Source organism: Actinomycetota bacterium (assembly GCA_005888325.1).
GTDB lineage: Bacteria > Actinomycetota > Acidimicrobiia > Acidimicrobiales > AC-14 > AC-14.
The window spans coordinates 1-16,079 of the sequence record VAWU01000067.1 but is presented as its reverse complement, the minus strand read 5'-3'; the positions used below and the strand labels follow the sequence as shown (position 1 = coordinate 16,079).

The following is a 16,079-nucleotide window of genomic DNA, read 5'->3' as shown; positions in this document are numbered from 1 at the left end:
GTTAGCTTTCTCGCGTGGACTTCGCGTTTACGCCCGACGACGAAGCCTTTCGTGCCGAGCTTCGTCAGTGGCTCGACGAGAACGTTCGCGACTTCAACGCGGCGAGCCAGAGAAGCGACACCAAAGGCGGCGCCGGCGCAGGTGGCGGTCACGACCTGCTGCGCACCATGGAGCGGCGCAAGGCGTGGCAGCGCCGGCTCAACGAAGGGCGCTGGGCGGCCATCAACTGGCCGCGCGAGTGGGGTGGGCGCGAGGCCAGCATCATGCAGAACGTCATCTACTCGGAGGAGAACGCGCGGGTCAAGGCGCCGGGGATCTACAACGCCAACGGCATCTGGCAGATCGGTCCCATGATCATCCACTGGGGCACCGAGGAGCAGAAACGACGTTGGCTGCCCGCCATCCTCACGGCCGACGAGCACTGGTGCCAGGGCTTCAGCGAGCCCGAGGCCGGCAGCGACCTCGCCAACCTGCGGACGGCCGCGGTCCGCGACGGCGACGAGTACGTGCTCGACGGTCAGAAGATCTGGATCAGCACGGCCCACATCGCCAAGTGGGGCCTGTTCCTCGTGCGCACCGACCCCACCGCGATCGAGCGCGGCGCCAAGCACGAGGGGATCACCGCCCTGATCGTCGACATGGAGGTGCCGGGCATCGAGTGCCGTCCCATCCGCGAGATCACGGGTGACGCGCTGTTCAACGAGGTCTTCTTCACCAGCGCCCGGGTGCCCGTCGAGTACCGGCTGGGCGAGGAGGGGCAGGGCTGGCAGGTGGCCATGGGCACGCTCGGTCACGAGCGCGTCGGCACCTCGGGGCTCTCCATCACCATGCGGATCGAGCTCGACAACATGATCGCGGCGACGCGTAAGCACAACCCGGAGGCGCTCGACGACCCCGACCTCCGCGAGCGCATCGCTCGCGCGTACACCCAGATCGAGCTGACGCGTCTGCTCAACTACCGCGCGCTGTCGAAGGTGCTGAAAGGCGAGAAGAACTGGCCCGAGGTGCCACTGGCCAAGCTCCAATGGAGCCACCTGTCGCAATACCTCGCCGAGCTCGGGGTCGACCTGCTCGGTCCCGCGGGTCTCCTCGCTCGCGGTGGGCCCGACGCCGTCGCGAACGGGCACTACACCAACAACTACACGTGGCAGCGCTACACCTCGATCGGCGCGGGCACGACCGAGGTGCAGAAGAACATCATCGCCGACCGCGCCATCCGCCTGCCGAAGCGTTAGCTCTCGTGCAGGTGCCGCGCCGCTCGAACCGCCCGATATGACCGACGTGCGCGCCGCGGCCCGTGCGATCGCCGCGTACGGCCTGGCCGGCACCACCACCGAGCTTCCCCGTGGACCGATGGCCGACGACGAATGGTTGGCGCTCCTCGGCGCGGCACGCGCCCAGCGGATGAGTGGCCACCTCGCGCACGCCATCGAAGAGAACGCGCTCGCCGTCACCGCGGTCCAGCTCGAGCAGGCGGGCGACAGTCACCTCCGTGAGATGTCTCTCGCGCTCCTCCTGGAACGCACCCTGCTCGAGGTCGTCGACCTCTTCGAGACCCTCGAGATCCCGTACCGGGTGCTGAAGGGATCGGCGGTGGCCCACCTCGACTACGCCGACCCTTCGCTGCGGTCGTTCGGCGACATCGACCTGCTGGTGCCCTCCTCGCAGTTCGACTCGGCCGTCGAAGCGCTCTCCGCCGCCGGCCACCGCCGGCGCTTCCCGGAGCCCCGTCCCGGCTTCGACCGCCGCTTCGGCAAGGGGACGAGCTTCTCCGACGCCGAAGACACCGAGATCGACCTGCACCGCACGTTCGTCCTCGGGCCCTACGGCCTCAGCATCGATCTCGATGCGCTGTGGCTCTCGTCTTCGACCTTCGTGCTCGCGGGCCGCACCATCCACGCGCTGCGTCCCGAGCACCGGTTCCTCAACGCGTGCTACCACGCGGTCCTCGGCAACACACCGCCGCGCCTCGTGCCGCTGCGCGACGTCGCCGAGCTGCTGCTCGCGGGCAACGTCGACGTCGACGAGATCCGCCGGCTGGCCGCGGCGTGGAGGGCCGACGCGGTCGTGGCCCTCGCGGTGCGGTCCGCGTGGGACGCGTTCGCGCTCGCCGACGCGACCGCGCTCTCGTTCTGGGCGTACCGGTACGAGCCCGAGCCGTGGGAACGGCGGGCGCTCTCGGTGTACCAGCGCCCCGACAAGGGCTACGCGGCGCGCTCGCTCGCCGCGGTCCGCGCCATCCGGGGCACCTCGAACAAGCTGGCCTTCGTGCGGGCGCTCACCTTCCCGAAGCGCGACTACCTCGAGGGCCGTCACGGCAGCTTCACCCAGCGCTGGCGGCGTGGGCTGCGCGACCTGAAGCGCTAGCGGCGATCAGTCCTCGTCGCCGGCGTCCTCACCCACGGTGAAGCCGAGTCCCTCTGCGGGACCGTTGGCGACGTCGACGGACGAACCGGCCGGCACGCCCTGCTCGATCAGCGCGGCACTGATCGCCCGGACCAACTTCGAGGGCCGCGGTGTGGATGCGTCGGATGCCAACTCGCTCTCCTCCCCTCAGCACGCCGTGGCGCGCGGCTTGCAGACGACCCCCACCACGCAGGGATCGGCCGGGTGCGAACACTCCGCGTCCACCCCCGCGCAGAGGCACAGGCAGTTGCAGTCGTCGCTCGTCTTGCCCGTGCAGTCGAAGTACATCGTCTGCCCGACGGGCGGGACCACCGTGGCGCAGAACGTGCAGTCACACGGCTTCGGCGTGCCCGCGGGCCGGCCGTGCACCCGGCCGATCGAGGTGACCGCGGGCGCGGCCCAGACGAGGCCGCCGGCCGCGATCCCACGGGTGATGAGGGTCCGCCTGCTGAGGCTGGATGTGCGGCCACGTGCGCCCGTCATCTCCACCGGCCCTCCCCGCGTCGTTCGGCGTCGGACGGGGTGAGCCTAGGACCATTCAGGCGTTTTGTCGAGAATATTCCAGTTCAGGCGGATTGCCGGGTTTTCCCCCTCGCCGGGTGCCCCGCGGCAGAGACGATATGGGAGCATCCGCGACCATGAGCCGGCTGCACGACCTCACCCTGGGCGACGTCCTCCGCGAGAACCGGCGGAGCTACCCGGGGAAGGCGGCGCTCGTCTGCGGCAGCGACCGGCACACGTACCCCGCGATGGACGACCGGGTGAACCGGCTCGCGAACGCGCTGCTGGCCGACGGGGTGGGCCGCGGCGACCGGGTGCTGTGGCTGGGCCAGAACTGCCATCGCGTGCTCGAAGCGCTGCTCGCGGCGGCCAAGATCGGCGCCGTCTTCTGCCCCATGAACTGGCGCCAGACCGCGGAGGAGCTCACGTTCGTCGTCGACGACGTCGATGCCCGCGTCGTCATCTGGCAGCAGGAGGAGATCGGGGAGGCCGCGAGCGGCGCCCGCGCCAACGCGACGTCGAGGGGTCTATGGCTGCAGCACGACGCCGGCGGTGACGGCAGCTACGAGGCATTTCTCGCCTCGGGTGCGCCCGACGACCCCGACCTCGAAATCGACCCGGCCGACCCGGTGCTGATGCTCTACACCGCCGCGTTCGCGGGCCGGCCCAACGGCGCTCTCCTGTCCCACACCGCGATCACGACGCAGGACATGGTGATCGGGATGCTGCAGGAGATCACCGGCGCCTACGTGTATCTGAACTCGGGCCCGCTGTTCCACATCGCCACCTTCATGACGACGCTCGCCACGTTCCACTTCGGCGGCACCAACGTGTTCACCCGAAGGGTCGACGCTGAGGAGCTCTGCCGGATTATCGCGGTCGAGCGCTGCACCGGCGCGTTCCTCCTTCCGCCCACCATCGACCAGATCGTCGCGGTCAACCGCGACGGCAAGTACGACCTGAAGAGCCTGCGCACCTACCCGGGCAAGCCCGAGTGGACCGAGATGATCACGGTCGACACCAGCGCCTGGGCGCGCCACCCCGGGGGGTACGGGCAGACCGAGGTCATGGGCATGCTGACGCTCAACTCGTGGGGAGGACGGGTGGAGGGCACCCACGGCCGGTCGTCACCCATGGTGCAGCTGCGCATCGTCGACCCCGACGGCAACGAGGTGCCCACCGGTGAGACGGGCGAGATCGTGGCGCGCGGGCCCACCGTGATGACCGGCTACTGGAACCGCGACGCGGAGAACGAGGAGCGCCAGGCGGGTGGCTGGCATCACACGAACGACCTCGGCCGGCGGGAGCCCGACGGCTCGATCACCTTCGTGGGACCGCGCACCCGCATCGTGAAGTCGGCCGCCGAGAACATCTACCCGGCTGAGGTCGAGGGCTGCATCCAGAAGCACCCGGCCGTGAAGGAGGCCGCCATCATCGGCGTGCCCGACCCCAAGTGGACCCAGAGCGTCAAGGCCGTCGTCGTCCTGAACGCGGGCCAGACCGCGACGGCCGAGGAGATCATCGAGCACTGTCGGGCGCACATCGCTTCATACAAGAAGCCCCGCTCGGTGGAGTTCGTCGACGCGCTCCCCCGCGACGGCTGGATGGTGGACTACGACGCGCTCGACGCGCGCTTCGGCGGAGGCGGCTATCCGGGCGGGCGCAACCGCAGCGCCTGACCCGGCGCGCGGGTCATGAGGCGTCACCGAGGAACACGATGCGACGTTCGGCGAAGCGCCACCGGTCGGGGTGGCGGACGAAACGGTCGTGGTAGCGGCCCGCGCTGGTGATGGTGCGGTTGCGGTCGAGGAAGACGTAGTCGGTGCACGCGCGCGCCGTCTCGCCGTCGGGGTCGATGTCGATCACCGAGTTGAAGCAGATGTGCTTGCCGCGCTTGTCGGGCGGCTGGCCCCGCTCGATGAAGGCCTTGACGTCGGCCCTGCCGGAGTAGGTTCGGCCCATCACGCTGAACGTCGCGTCGTCGGCGTAGAGGTCGGCCCACTCGTCGAAGCGACCGTCGTCGCAGAGGTGGCAGTACTGCGCGATCGTGCGGCGGATCGCGTCCTCGTCGCTCATGGAGGGGGAGCGTATAGCGTGCTCCGTCGACATGACGTACCCGTCAGGCAGCTACCGCCGCCGCATCCGCATGACCGCGACGCCGGCCGCGCCGCAGACACACGCCGGGCCGCAGACACACGCCGCGCCGCAAACAAGTACGGTCACGGCCGAGCTGGAGGACGACTTCCACCACTTCCGGGTGACCATCGCGCACGACGGGAGGCGCGTCACCGGCGTGCGCGGGGAAGGTGTGCGCTACCCCTGGTCGACGTGCCCGTTCGCGGCCGCGCAGCTCGAGCCGCTGTTCGGGATGTCGTTGTCGACCCGGTCGACCGCGGTGGGCGACTTGGTCTCCGCACGCGACAACTGCACGCATATGTTCGATCTCGCCGGGCTCGCGGTGGCCCATGCCGCGCGCGACGGCGACCGGCGTCAGTACGACATCACCGTGTCCGATCCTGTCGGCCACCGCCGGCGCGCGACGCTCGACCGCGACGGGGAGCGGCTGCTGGCGTGGCTCGTCGACGACCACACGATCCTGGAGCCCCCGCCCTTCCGGGGCCAGGCCCTGCGCGGCGGGTTCCTCGCGTGGGCCGAGGCGACGCTCGAGCCCGACGCGGCCGAGGCGGCCATCGTGCTACGGCGTGCCTGCCACATCGCCCACGGCCGGATCCAGGACCTCGACGTGTACGACGATGCCGCGCCGCTCCTCCCGATCATGTCGGGCGCCTGCTTCACGTTCCAGCCCGAGCGCGCACCCGTCGCCCTGCGCATGAAGGGCACGATCCGCGACTTCAGCGACGACCCCGAGCAGTTGCTCGCACCTCAGCCGTAGACGAGCTCGGCGAACCGCTCCAGACCTTCGACCGCCTCTCGCGAACGCGCCCAGGGCGAGACGATGAGCCGGTCGACACCCGCACCTTCCCAGCGGACGACGTCGTCGCGGCTGGTGACCGGCCCGCCAACGCTCACCTCGAAGCGGGCCTCGGATCGGCCGGACGCCCCCCGCAGCTCACGCAGGCGCGCGACGGGCGCGACGATCGAGTCGAGCGTGTGGGCCATCCCCACCCAACCGTCACCGGCCCGGGCGGCGCGCCGCAGCGCGGCACCCGACTCACCACCGACGTGCACGGGCGGCCACGGCTTCTGCACCGGCTTGGGCTCGAACATCACCGCGGGGAAGTCGAAGTGGGCGCCGTGGTGCTCGACGACCTCGTCCGTCCAAAGCCGCTTGCAGACCTCGAGCGCCTCGTCGAGCCTCGCCCCGCGCGTGGCGAAGTCGAGGCCCGCGGCGTGCCACTCGCTCTCCAACCAGCCCGCGCCGATGCCGATCTCGGCCCGTCCACCCGAGACGATGTCGAGCGTCTGCACGGCGCGTGCGGCAACGAACGGATGGCGCAGCGCCAGGTTGTAGACGTGGGTCGCGAGCCGGATGCGCCGCGTGCGCGCCGCCAGGTGGGCGAGGTAGGCGAAGACGTCGAACACCGGCGTGCTCGGTGGCACCGGTGGATGCTCCGCCCCCGGGTATGGCGACCTGGTCATCTCCACCGGGAACACGAGGTGCTCGGGCAGCCACACGGACTCGAACCCCAGGCGCTCGGCCGCGTCGGTCACCTCGACGAAGAAGGCGGGGTTGAGCCGCCCGAGCGCGACACCGAACCTCATGTGCCGAACCTCATGTGTGGAACCTCATGTGTGAAACGTCCCGTCGCCGCCTCGGTGCCAGCCCCCGGCGGCCACGTTGCCCCCGTCGACGTGGACGGTCGTGCCGGTGATGAAGCGGGCCAGGTCGCCGGCGAGGAACGCGACCGCGGCGGCGACGTCGTCGACGTCGCCCCGCACCGGCAAAGGCGACGTGGGCGGGGCCGGGAGCTCGCCGACGCCGGGTGTCGGGATGACGTCGGGCGCCACGCAGTTGACCCGGATCCGCCGCGCTCCCAGCTCGAGCGCGAGGCTCTTGCTCAGGCTGGTGACCGCCGCCTTCTGGGCGGAGTAGACGGCGAAGCCGGGTGCGGCGCGATGGGCCTCGATCGACGTGATGTTCACGATCGACCCACCCTCGGCAGGTATCAGCGGGAGCACCCCACGGATGAAGTGGGTGACGCTGTCGAAGTTCTCGCGCACGAGCGAGGTCTGGCCCTTCGGGCTGACGTCGGCGAAGTCGGCGCGGAACCCGCCTCCCGCGTTGTTCACCAGGACGTCGACCCGTTCCAGCGCGCCTGCGACCGTCTCGAGGAACGCCGCGACCTGATCGGGCTCGCGGACGTCTATCACGCCGGTCACGCACCGGCGTCCGCGGGACTCGATGTCGCGGCTCAGTGTCGCGAGGTTGTCCGCGTCGCGATCGCACGCCGCGACATCGGCGCCGTACGCAGCCAGCGCCGACGCCACCGCCCGCCCGATGCCCACCGCTGCGCCCGTCACCACGGCCACGCGGTCGGTCAACAGCGCGGAGGCGGGCTCCAGCGGCACGGCGGGTGACACTACCCTCCAGCCCATGACAGGGCTCCTGAGCGGTCGGAAGGCATTGATCACCGGCGCGTCGTCGGGCATCGGCGCCGACCTGGCACGCGGCTTCTCGGCCGCGGGCGCGACCGTCGGCATCTGCGGACGTCGCGAAGACCGTCTGACCGAAGTGTTGGCGGAGTGCCGGGCCCACGCGCCCGACTCGCGGATGTGGGTCGTCGACCTCAGCCGGCTCGACGAGGTGGCCGCGTTCGCCCACCGGGCCGACGACGAGCTGGGCGGCATCGACGTCCTCGTCAACAACGCGGGCATCCCCAAGCGGCGCCACGTGCGCTCGCTCTCGATCGCCGAAGTCGACGCGGTCATGGCGATCAACTTCCTCTCCCCGGTCCGGCTGACGCTCGCGTTGCTGCCGCGACTGCTCGAGCGGGGTGAGAGCCACGTCGTGAACGTGTCTTCTATCGCGGCGCGCCTCGGGCCACCGCGGGAAGCCGCGTACAGCGCCTCCAAGGCCGCGCTGACGGCGTTCTCGGAGTCGATGGCGATCGACTTTTGGGGCACGGGCGTGCACCTCCACGTCGTCAACCCCGGCGTCATCGACACCGAGCTCTTCGACCTGCCCGACAACGAGACCTCACTCGCCGACCTCGAGGCGCTCCCGCCTTCCGAGGTCACCGGCGCGGTGATCGACGCGATCGTGTCGGGGGCCTTCGAGATCTACGTGCCCCCCTGGTTCGCCGACATCGTGGCCGGCAAGTTCCAAGACCCGCGGGCGTTCCTCGAGGGGTCGGCGGCGTGGACGGCCGAGCGCGTGGCGACCCTCGGCCGGTAGTGCGACTCGGGATCGTCACGCCCGTCGTGACCCTGCTCCCCCGCGCCCACGGGCCCTGGGAGCGCGATGCCGACCTCGAAGCGATCGTCGCCGTCGCCGAAGACGCAGATCGCCTCGGCTACCACCATCTCACCTGCAGCGAGCACGTCGCCGTACCGCGCGCGGTCGCCGAGGTGCGTGGCTCGCGGTACTGGGACCCGTTGGCGACGTTCGGCTACCTCGCGGCGCGCACATCGCGCATCCGGCTCGCGACCCACGTGCTCGTGCTCGGCTACCACCACCCGCTCGAGATCGCCAAGCGCTACGGAACCCTCGACCGCGTGTGCGGGGGGCGTCTGATCCTCGGCGTGGGTGTGGGCTCGCTCCGCGAAGAGTTCGACCTCCTCGGCGCGCGGTTCGACGACCGCGGTGCACGCGCCGACGACGCACTGCGGGCGCTGCGCGCCTCGCTGTCGCAGACCGACCCCGTGTACCGGGGCGACCACTACCGCTACGACGAGATCGTCGTCGACCCGTGCAGCCCGCAGGAGCGCGTGCCGATCTGGATCGGTGGGCGCACCGCGCGTTCGCTCCGGCGGGCCGTCGAGCTCGCCGACGGCTGGACGCCGTTCGGCCTCGGGCCCGACGACCTGCGCCGGATGCTCGCGCGCGCCCGCGAGTCCTCCGTCTGGGAACGGCGCGTCGCGCCGCTGGATCTGGTGTTCACCCCCGAACGGGCCCTCGACCCCGTCGGCGACCCCGAACGAACCCGACTGCTCGCCGGCGAGCTCGTCGACATGGGCGCCACCGTGCTCAACCTGCGCTTCGTGAGCCATTCGCTCACCCACTACCGCGAGCAGTTGGACGCGATGCGCGGTTTAGGCTCGCCGTTGTGACCTACCGGGTCGTCGGCCTGCTGGGCCGGGGCGGCATGAGCGTCGTCGAGCTGGCAGAGGACGCCGACGGCAGGCCGGTGGCGCGCAAGCGCATCCACATGCACGGCTCCGCCGCCCAGGTCGACGAGGCCCACCGACGCCTGCGGCGGGAGGCCGAGCTGCTGCGCCGGCTCGACCATCCCGGCATCGTGCGCCTGCTCGAGGTCGAGGACGAGGGCACCGACCTCGTGCTCGTCATGCCGTTCCTGCCCGGGGGCACGCTCGCCGACCGTGTCGCCGCCACCGGCCCGATCTCCGCACCTCAGGTCGAGTACCTGCTCGACGCGCTGCTCGACGCGCTCGCGGCGGCCCACCGCCAGGGCGTCGTCCATCGCGACATCAAGCCCGACAACATCCTCTTCGACGCGAGCGGACGGCCCGCGCTCGCGGACTTCGGCGTCGCGACCGCGCGCGACATGACCGCGGGGCTCACCGCCGCCGGGGCTGTCGTCGGGACCCCGACGTTCATGGCGCCCGAGCAGGCGCGTGGCGAGCCCGCGAGCGCGGCGAGCGACGTCTTCGCGCTCGCGGCCACCATGCTGTTCGCGCTCACCGGGATCGGGCCGTACGGCAACGGCGACCCGCGCACGGTGCTCTGGCGCGCCGGGCGGTCGCGGGGGGTGCCGGTGCCTCCGACCGTGCCCACGACGCTGCGGCGCCGGTTGGGGCCCATGCTCGACCGCCGGCCGGCGCGACGGCCGTCAGCGGCGTCGGCTCGCGGCGGCACCGCGGGCACCGGGCTCATGCGCCTGCCGCGACGGCCCGGGTCGACGCGCCACGTCCGCAGTGCCGTGCTCGCGCTGTTGACGGGTGTGATGGCGGTCGGTGGCGCGGGACTGTGGCTTGCGTCGCGGCACGCGACCGAAGCCGCGCAACCGTCGCGACCCGGCCCCGCCCCGTGCACGCCCCTGCCCTATCAACCGTGTGGCGGGGTGCCGGCACCCTTCACCGACGGCCGTACGTGCACCGCCCTGCACGCCGACTACGACGGCAACACCGCCAACGGCTGCGAGGCGGCACCCGACACGCTCGCCGACGGCTCCCCGCTCGTTCGCCAGCTGAGCGCCAACCTCGTCCCGGCCGACGACGTCGACACGTTCGCAGTGCGCGTCGAAGACCGGCTCCAGCTGTTCTGTGACGGCCGCCTGCGGGTGACGCTCACCGCGCCATCCGGCACTTCGCAACGCGTCGACGTCATGGACGCGGCGGGCCGGCTGCTCGGGTCGGCCACCAGCTCCGACGGCGCACGCGCGGTGGCGTCGGTGCTGGAGCCGTCCTGTGGGGGCAACGACTCCGCCACGCTCACCGCGCGGGTCACGACCGTGCGCGGCCTGAGCGCAGAGCCGTACCGGCTCGAGCGCTCGGGCTCGTTCTGACGGTACGGCGCTTCGCTGTCGGCGCTTGCCGACGACGCTTCCTCACGGCGCCGTCGGCTACGTTCGGCGCATGAAGGTCGAAGGGAGCAACGTCCTCGTCACCGGCGCCTCGTCGGGCATCGGCGCCGCGCTGGCTCGCGAGCTCGCCGGGCGGGGCGCCACCGTCGGCATCGTCGCCCGGCGCGAGGATCGTCTCCGCGCGGTCCTCGACAGTGTGATGACGACCTCGCCGCGCTCGCGCATGTGGGTCGCCGACCTGGGCGAGCTCGAGCATGCCGAACGCGTGGCGCTCGAGGCGTGGGACGCCTTCGGCCATCTCGACGTGCTCGTGAACAACGCCGCCATCCCGAAGCGTCGCCATGTCACCGCGCTGACCAACGACGAGCTCGAGCAGACCATGCGCGTCAACTTCCTCTCTCCCGCGCGAATGACGCTCGCGGTGCTCCCCCGCATGCTCGAACGCGACGCGGGCGTCATCGTCAACGTGTCGAGCGTGGCCGGCCGCCTCGGCAACCTGAACGAGTCGGCGTACTCCGCCAGCAAGTTCGCCCTGTGCGGGTGGAGCGAGGCGCTGGCCACCGATTTGTTCGACACGGGCGTGGAGGTCCGCCTCGTGAACCCCGGCCCCATCGACACGGAGATCTGGGACCTTCCCGACAACGACGACCCCATCTACGACGGCCCCAAGGTGCCCCCGGAGGAGGTGGCGGTCGGCATCGTGGCCGCCATCGAGGGCGACGCCTTCGAGCACTACGTGCCCGACATGAAGGCCATCATCGAGGCCAAGACCGCCGACCCCGACTCGTTCATCGCGGGCATGGCCGCGATGGCCCGCTCCGCGACTAGATGAACTAGAGGTTGAACGGGGCCCGGAACGACGGCGCGGTGCACGCCGAGTTCAGGCACGAGAGCCCGAGCATCTCCTCGGCGGTGCGCAGCAGCCCGTAGTGGTCGAGCGGGCCGGTGTAGACGGTGCCGGGCACGACCGACGGCGCCACGATCACGTTGGGGACGGGCGTGTCCTCGTCCCAGACGATGAAGACGGCGGTCTTCCCCGCCGTGTAGGTGCCGCTGTTCAGGAGGTGCGGGAGGTTGGCCTTCAACCAGTCGTCGCCGTTCTTGATCGAGTTGGTCGTGGCACAGCCGGTGGAGTCGTGCATGTCGTGGCAGGTGTTCGGCACGATCATCGCCAGGTCCGGGAGGCTCGCGTTGTCGACGTCGTTCACGAAGTTCGGCGCGTACGGCACGTCGCGCGCGTTGCAGGAGTCGCGGTCGGTGCCGCCGGTGAAGTACGGGGCGGGGTTGTGGCGGACCGCGTACCGGTGGAACTGGAAGCTCGTATCGCAGTTGGCGGGCATGCCTTCGGCGTAGATCTTCCAGGTCTTGCCCGCGGCGAGCGCCTGCCGCCACACGTTGTCGCCGGTGACCTGGCAGGTGGACGCCGACGGAAGCGTGGCCGGGGGCCCGCAGTCGAACGTGAACGGCGTGACGTTGTGGTCGAGCCCGTCGGATGCGGTCAGGTAGTTCGGCAGCGACGGGCCGCCGGGGTCGGCGTCGCTGTAGTTGCTGCCCGACGCGCACTTGTCCTCGAGCTTGTTGATGTAGGGGGCGTCGGTCGTGTTTCCGATCACCTGGCTGTATTGCTTGTTCTCCATCCAGATCCAGACGACGTGGTCGTAGGTGGTCGGCGGTGTGGTGAAGTCGGTGGACCCGCACGGCTTCTTGGCGCTGAGGGGATCACATGCGGACAGGCCCACCGCAACCACGGCGAACAGGCAGGACGCGACGACCAGGCGGCGAATCATGAGGGGGACGGTAGAGTTCGCTGACATCGACGTCAATGTTCGCGACGTCGAAGTTTGGCGTGTAGAACGGCGCGTGAGGAGCGACCGATGAAGGCACTGGTGTTCGGCGTGACGCCCGACCCCTACGAGGCACCCGCCGACGGCAACAAGTTGCTCGAGAACCTCGCAGTGACCCCGGTCGCGCTGAAGGACATCGACGAGCCGCACCTCGTCGCGTCCGACTGGGTGGTCACGCGACCACTCCTGACGAGCATCTGCGGATCGGACTCCAAGCAGATCCTGCTCGACTTCGGCGAAGGCGACAGCGACAACGCCATGAGTGGACTCTGCTCGTTCCCCCAGGTTATGGGGCACGAGGTGGTCGCTGAGGTCGTCGAGATGGGACCCGACGCGCGCGACCTCGAGGTCGGCCAGCGCGTCGTGCTCAACCCGTGGCTGTCGTGCGGGCCGCGCGGCATCTCACCCGTGTGCCCGGCCTGCGACGCGGGCGACTACAGCCTCTGCTGGAGCTTCACCGACGGACAGCTCGCACCCGGCATCCACACCGGCGTCTCGCGCGACGCAACGGGCGGTTACGCCGAGCTGATGCCTGCGCACGACACCATGCTGATCCCCGTGCCCGACGCCATCCCCGACGAGCACGCCGTGTTCGCCGATCCCTTCGCGGTGTCCCTGCACTCGATCACCCGTCATCCGCCGCCCGCCGGCGGGAGAGTGCTCGTATGGGGGGCGGGATCGCTCGGCTCGTGCGCGATCGCCATCCTCCGCGCCCTGTACCCCGATGTCGAGGTGGCGGTGGTCGCCCGCTTCGACGCCCAGGCGCAGCTCGCGGAGAAGCTGGGTGCGGCCAAGGTCGTGCGGCCCGGCGAGCAGCTGGCGCTCATCGAGGAGCTGGCCGCCTGGTCGGGCGGGCGCCTCCGGCCGACGATGGAGGGCCTGCCCGGCCTCCCGATGTGCCACCCGGGCGGTGTCGACGTCGTCTACGACACCGTCGGCAAGCCCGAGACGTTCGAGGTCGGCGTGCGTCTGCTCAAGGCGCGCGGCACGCTCGTCAAGAGCGGTGTGCACGCGCCGGGGCGATGGGAGTGGAGCCCGCTCTACTTCAAGGAGATCTCATGGGTCGGCTCGAACGCGTTCGGGATCGAGGAGGTCGACGGCAGGCGACAGCACGGCATCCGCCACTACCTCGACCTCGTGGCCGACGGTCGGGTCGACCTCACCGGCATGCTCACGCACACGTTCCCCCTCGACCGCTGGCGCGACGCGTTCGTCACCATCGCCACTCAGGGCGACACCGGCGCCATCAAGGTCGCGATCGACCAGCGGTGAGCCGGTGACCGTCGCCGACGACCTTTCCGGCTTGGGGGCGGCGACCCTCGGGGAGTCCGGCGCGGACGCCATGAGCCCACGCGTGCGCGCCGCCTGGCCGGGCGCCCGGCTCGCGGCGCCGGCCTTCACCGTGCAGTGCCCACCCGGTGACAACCTCGCCATCCACGTCGGCGTCGTGACCGCACCTGCCGGCAGCGCGCTGGTGGTGCAGGTGGACGGGATCCCCGAACGGGGCTACTGGGGAGAGGTGTTGACCACGGCGGCCGAGGCCCGTGGCCTCGCCGGCATCGTCATCGACGCCGGTGTGCGCGACGTCGACGCGCTGCGCCGCCACGGCTTCCCGGTCTTCAGCAGCTGCATCGCGCTGCGCGGCGCCGTCAAGGAGACCGGTGGCGAGGTCGGTGGTCCCGTGCGCGTGGGCGACGTCGCCGTGCGCGCGGGCGACTGGGTGGTCGGCGACGCCGACGGCGTCGTGGTCATCGCGTCGGGCGCCCTCGACGACGTGCTCGCCGCGGGCCGCACGCGGGCCGAGAAGGAGGAGGGCATGTTCGCCCGGCTGCGCGACGGCGCGACGACCATCCAGCTGCTCGGGCTCGACGCGGCGCGGGTGAAGGGTCGCTAGAGCGTCACGCCTCGACGCCGCGCCGGTAACGCGCGGGGTCGGTCCAGGCGCCGGTCCGGGCGTCGAACGCGGCCGCCTCGGGAGCCATCCACGCGGGCTCAACGGTGCGCGCGCCGGTGGCCGAGACCGGGCGGTGCACGTCCTCGAGGAGCAGGAGACCGCGCCCCGGAGGAACCGGCCAGGGCGGACGGGGCGCCACGACGACCTCGGGCAGGCGCGCCAGCGCAGCGTCGCGCGCCGCGATCGAGCCGTCGTACCAGGTGGGGTCGACGACCTGTGCCCACTTGTCCGCGCCCAGCACGACGACGTCGTAACCGGCGGCGACGTCGACCAGAAGCTGGGCGTCGGTCACCCGCACCCCGAGCCACGGGCGGCTGCCGGCGATGGTGTCGAGAACTGCGATGCGGTCCTCGAACCGCGGGCCGGCCGGCGCCGCCTTGCCCAGCGCGACCCGTGACACCACCAGGTCGAGCCGTGCGAGCCGACACTGGCTGTGGGCCGCCTCGGCGACGGCGAGGTGGGCGATCGTCGGCGGGTTGAACGAGCCCGGATAGCAGCCGACCTTGTTTCCCAGAGCGGTCATGTCACCAGGTTGGCCGGGCGCTCACCTGCCAGCACGGCCCGTACGCCCTCCGACGCGACCCGTGCCATGCGCGTGCGGGTGGCGACGCTGGCGCTCCCGACGTGGGGCAGCAGCACGGTGCGGGGCGCGGCGAGCAGGCGCGGGTGCACCGCGGGCTCGTGCTCGTAGACGTCGAGGCCGGCGGCGAACACTGTGCCGGCCTCGAGCGCCACGGCCAGCGCCTCCTCGTCGACGATGGGGCCGCGAGACGTATTGACGAGCACCGCCGTCGACTTCATCTGCGCCAGCCGCCGGGCGTCGAAGAGGTGCCGCGTCTCGTCCGACAACGGGACGTGCAGGCTCACGACGTCGGCGTCGGCGACGAGCGCGTCGAGGTCGGCGACGTAGCCGGGCGATCCGGTGTCGCGCCGGGCGTGGTGCAGCACCCGCATGTCGAAGCCCTCGGCCCGACGGGCGACGGCCCGACCGATGCGCCCGTAGCCCACGAGGCCGAGAGTCGCCCCGTGGACATCGCGCCCGAGGTACTGGTCGATGCCCCAGCCCTTCCAACGTCCGGCGCGGACGTCACGCTCGGCCTCCGAGAGCAGACGCGAGGCCGCCAGGATCAAGGCGAACGCGAGGTCGGCGGTGGTCTCGTCGAGCACACCGGGTGTGTTGCACACGGCGACGGCCCTCGCCGTCGCGGCTGCGACGTCGATGTTGTCGAAGCCCACGGCCACGTTGCCGACCACCTTCAGCCGCCCGGCCCCGGCATCGATCACCTCGGCGTCGATGCGGTCCGTCAACAGGCACACCAACGCATCGACGCCGGGCACCGCGGCGACGAGCTCGTCGTGGGTGAACGGCCGGTCGTCGCTGCGCTGCACGATCTCGTGCTCGACGAGTGGGTCGAGCCCGCCATCAGGAAGGAGTCGCGTGACGAGGACGCGTGCCACCGGCGGAGAGTAGTGGCGTCGACGTCGACGCCGCCGCGCACGATCTCGACGCCGCGACGCCGTCACACTTCCAACCGGCTCACCCTCGGGGCGGTGCTCGACTGCCACTCGCAAATGCCTCCGCGACATCAGTGCCCGGTGGCGTCAGCCGGTAGCACCCGGGCCCGCCCACCAAGCCCCAGCCCTTGGTCTTGAGCAGGTGGTGCCACCCGCACATGCGCCCCAGCCCGTCGAGGGAGGTGGTGTGGCACT

General features: G+C 71.2%; 17 protein-coding genes. 10 read left to right on the top strand and 7 right to left on the bottom strand.

Translation table 11 applies throughout. The annotated features are described in order from the left end of the window. Positions 1 to 14 precede the first annotated feature (14 nt). Both E6G06_19880 and E6G06_19875 read left to right on the top strand, forming a co-directional pair. Positions 15 to 1,235, top strand: coding sequence for an acyl-CoA dehydrogenase (locus E6G06_19880; protein TML86725.1), 1,221 nt, complete (start codon positions 15 to 17; stop codon positions 1,233 to 1,235). 37 nt (positions 1,236 to 1,272) lie between these two features. After that, complete coding sequence (locus E6G06_19875; protein TML86724.1) at positions 1,273 to 2,367, top strand: nucleotidyltransferase family protein; 1,095 nt, start codon at positions 1,273 to 1,275, stop codon at positions 2,365 to 2,367. 186 nt (positions 2,368 to 2,553) lie between these two features. Here E6G06_19875 and E6G06_19870 read toward each other — a convergent pair whose 3' ends face one another. Beyond that, positions 2,554 to 2,889, bottom strand: coding sequence for a hypothetical protein (locus E6G06_19870; GenBank protein TML86723.1), 336 nt, complete (start codon positions 2,887 to 2,889; stop codon positions 2,554 to 2,556). A gap of 155 nt (positions 2,890 to 3,044) precedes the next feature. Between E6G06_19870 and E6G06_19865 the strand changes: the two genes are divergently transcribed. After that, the gene (locus tag E6G06_19865) at positions 3,045 to 4,586 is read left to right on the top strand and encodes an acyl-CoA synthetase (protein ID TML86722.1); all 1,542 of its coding nucleotides are present in this window, start codon (positions 3,045 to 3,047) and stop codon (positions 4,584 to 4,586) included. 13 nt (positions 4,587 to 4,599) lie between these two features. Here the strand turns inward: E6G06_19865 and E6G06_19860 are convergent, their stop codons facing one another. Then, positions 4,600 to 5,016 carry a nuclear transport factor 2 family protein gene (locus E6G06_19860; protein TML86721.1) on the bottom strand — a complete coding sequence of 139 codons (417 nt, stop codon included), beginning with the start codon at positions 5,014 to 5,016 and terminating at the stop codon, positions 4,600 to 4,602. On the opposite strand from E6G06_19860, the gene E6G06_19855 reads away from it, so the two are divergent. After that, the gene (locus tag E6G06_19855) at positions 4,982 to 5,800 is read left to right on the top strand and encodes a DUF2889 domain-containing protein (GenBank protein TML86720.1); all 819 of its coding nucleotides are present in this window, start codon (positions 4,982 to 4,984) and stop codon (positions 5,798 to 5,800) included. The genes E6G06_19860 and E6G06_19855 overlap by 35 nt on opposite strands. On the opposite strand, the gene E6G06_19850 is transcribed toward E6G06_19855, so the two are convergent. Next, the gene (locus tag E6G06_19850) at positions 5,791 to 6,630 is read right to left on the bottom strand and encodes a TIGR03619 family F420-dependent LLM class oxidoreductase (protein ID TML86719.1); all 840 of its coding nucleotides are present in this window, start codon (positions 6,628 to 6,630) and stop codon (positions 5,791 to 5,793) included. The genes E6G06_19855 and E6G06_19850 overlap by 10 nt on opposite strands. Before the next feature lie 24 nt (positions 6,631 to 6,654). Continuing rightward, the gene (locus E6G06_19845; GenBank protein TML86718.1) at positions 6,655 to 7,464 is read right to left on the bottom strand and encodes an SDR family oxidoreductase; all 810 of its coding nucleotides are present in this window, start codon (positions 7,462 to 7,464) and stop codon (positions 6,655 to 6,657) included. On the opposite strand from E6G06_19845, the gene E6G06_19840 reads away from it, so the two are divergent. The 4 genes from E6G06_19840 to E6G06_19825 all read left to right on the top strand — a co-directional run bounded on the left by E6G06_19840 (position 7,367) and on the right by E6G06_19825 (position 11,403). Then, entirely contained in the window at positions 7,367 to 8,263 is an 897-nt protein-coding gene (locus E6G06_19840) for an SDR family NAD(P)-dependent oxidoreductase (protein ID TML86717.1), read from the top strand. The two genes, E6G06_19845 and E6G06_19840, sit on opposite strands and share 98 nt — an antisense overlap. Next, a complete protein-coding gene (locus E6G06_19835) occupies positions 8,263 to 9,138 on the top strand; it encodes an LLM class F420-dependent oxidoreductase (protein TML86716.1) in 876 nt (291 codons plus the stop codon). Before E6G06_19840 ends, E6G06_19835 begins: the two co-directional genes overlap by 1 nt. Next, positions 9,135 to 10,553, top strand: coding sequence for a serine/threonine protein kinase (locus E6G06_19830; protein ID TML86715.1), 1,419 nt, complete (start codon positions 9,135 to 9,137; stop codon positions 10,551 to 10,553). Before E6G06_19835 ends, E6G06_19830 begins: the two co-directional genes overlap by 4 nt. Before the next feature lie 70 nt (positions 10,554 to 10,623). Continuing rightward, positions 10,624 to 11,403: an SDR family NAD(P)-dependent oxidoreductase gene (locus E6G06_19825; GenBank protein TML86714.1), complete on the top strand. Its 780-nt coding sequence runs from the start codon at positions 10,624 to 10,626 to the stop codon at positions 11,401 to 11,403. Position 11,404: 1 nt separating this feature from the next. On the opposite strand, the gene E6G06_19820 is transcribed toward E6G06_19825, so the two are convergent. Then, entirely contained in the window at positions 11,405 to 12,385 is a 981-nt protein-coding gene (locus E6G06_19820) for a hypothetical protein (protein TML86713.1), read from the bottom strand. 60 nt (positions 12,386 to 12,445) lie between these two features. Between E6G06_19820 and E6G06_19815 the strand changes: the two genes are divergently transcribed. Together E6G06_19815 and E6G06_19810 are read left to right on the top strand one after the other, a co-directional pair. Continuing rightward, positions 12,446 to 13,687: a zinc-binding dehydrogenase gene (locus E6G06_19815; GenBank protein ID TML86712.1), complete on the top strand. Its 1,242-nt coding sequence runs from the start codon at positions 12,446 to 12,448 to the stop codon at positions 13,685 to 13,687. Positions 13,688 to 13,757: 70 nt separating this feature from the next. Beyond that, positions 13,758 to 14,309: a dimethylmenaquinone methyltransferase gene (locus E6G06_19810; GenBank protein TML86743.1), complete on the top strand. Its 552-nt coding sequence runs from the start codon at positions 13,758 to 13,760 to the stop codon at positions 14,307 to 14,309. A gap of 4 nt (positions 14,310 to 14,313) precedes the next feature. Here the strand turns inward: E6G06_19810 and E6G06_19805 are convergent, their stop codons facing one another. Then, positions 14,314 to 14,892, bottom strand: a complete 579-nt coding sequence (locus E6G06_19805) for a hypothetical protein (protein TML86711.1) — start codon at positions 14,890 to 14,892, stop codon at positions 14,314 to 14,316. Then, entirely contained in the window at positions 14,889 to 15,827 is a 939-nt protein-coding gene (locus E6G06_19800; GenBank protein ID TML86710.1) for a D-glycerate dehydrogenase, read from the bottom strand. The genes E6G06_19805 and E6G06_19800 overlap by 4 nt, the downstream gene beginning before the upstream one ends. Positions 15,828 to 16,079 lie beyond the last annotated feature (252 nt).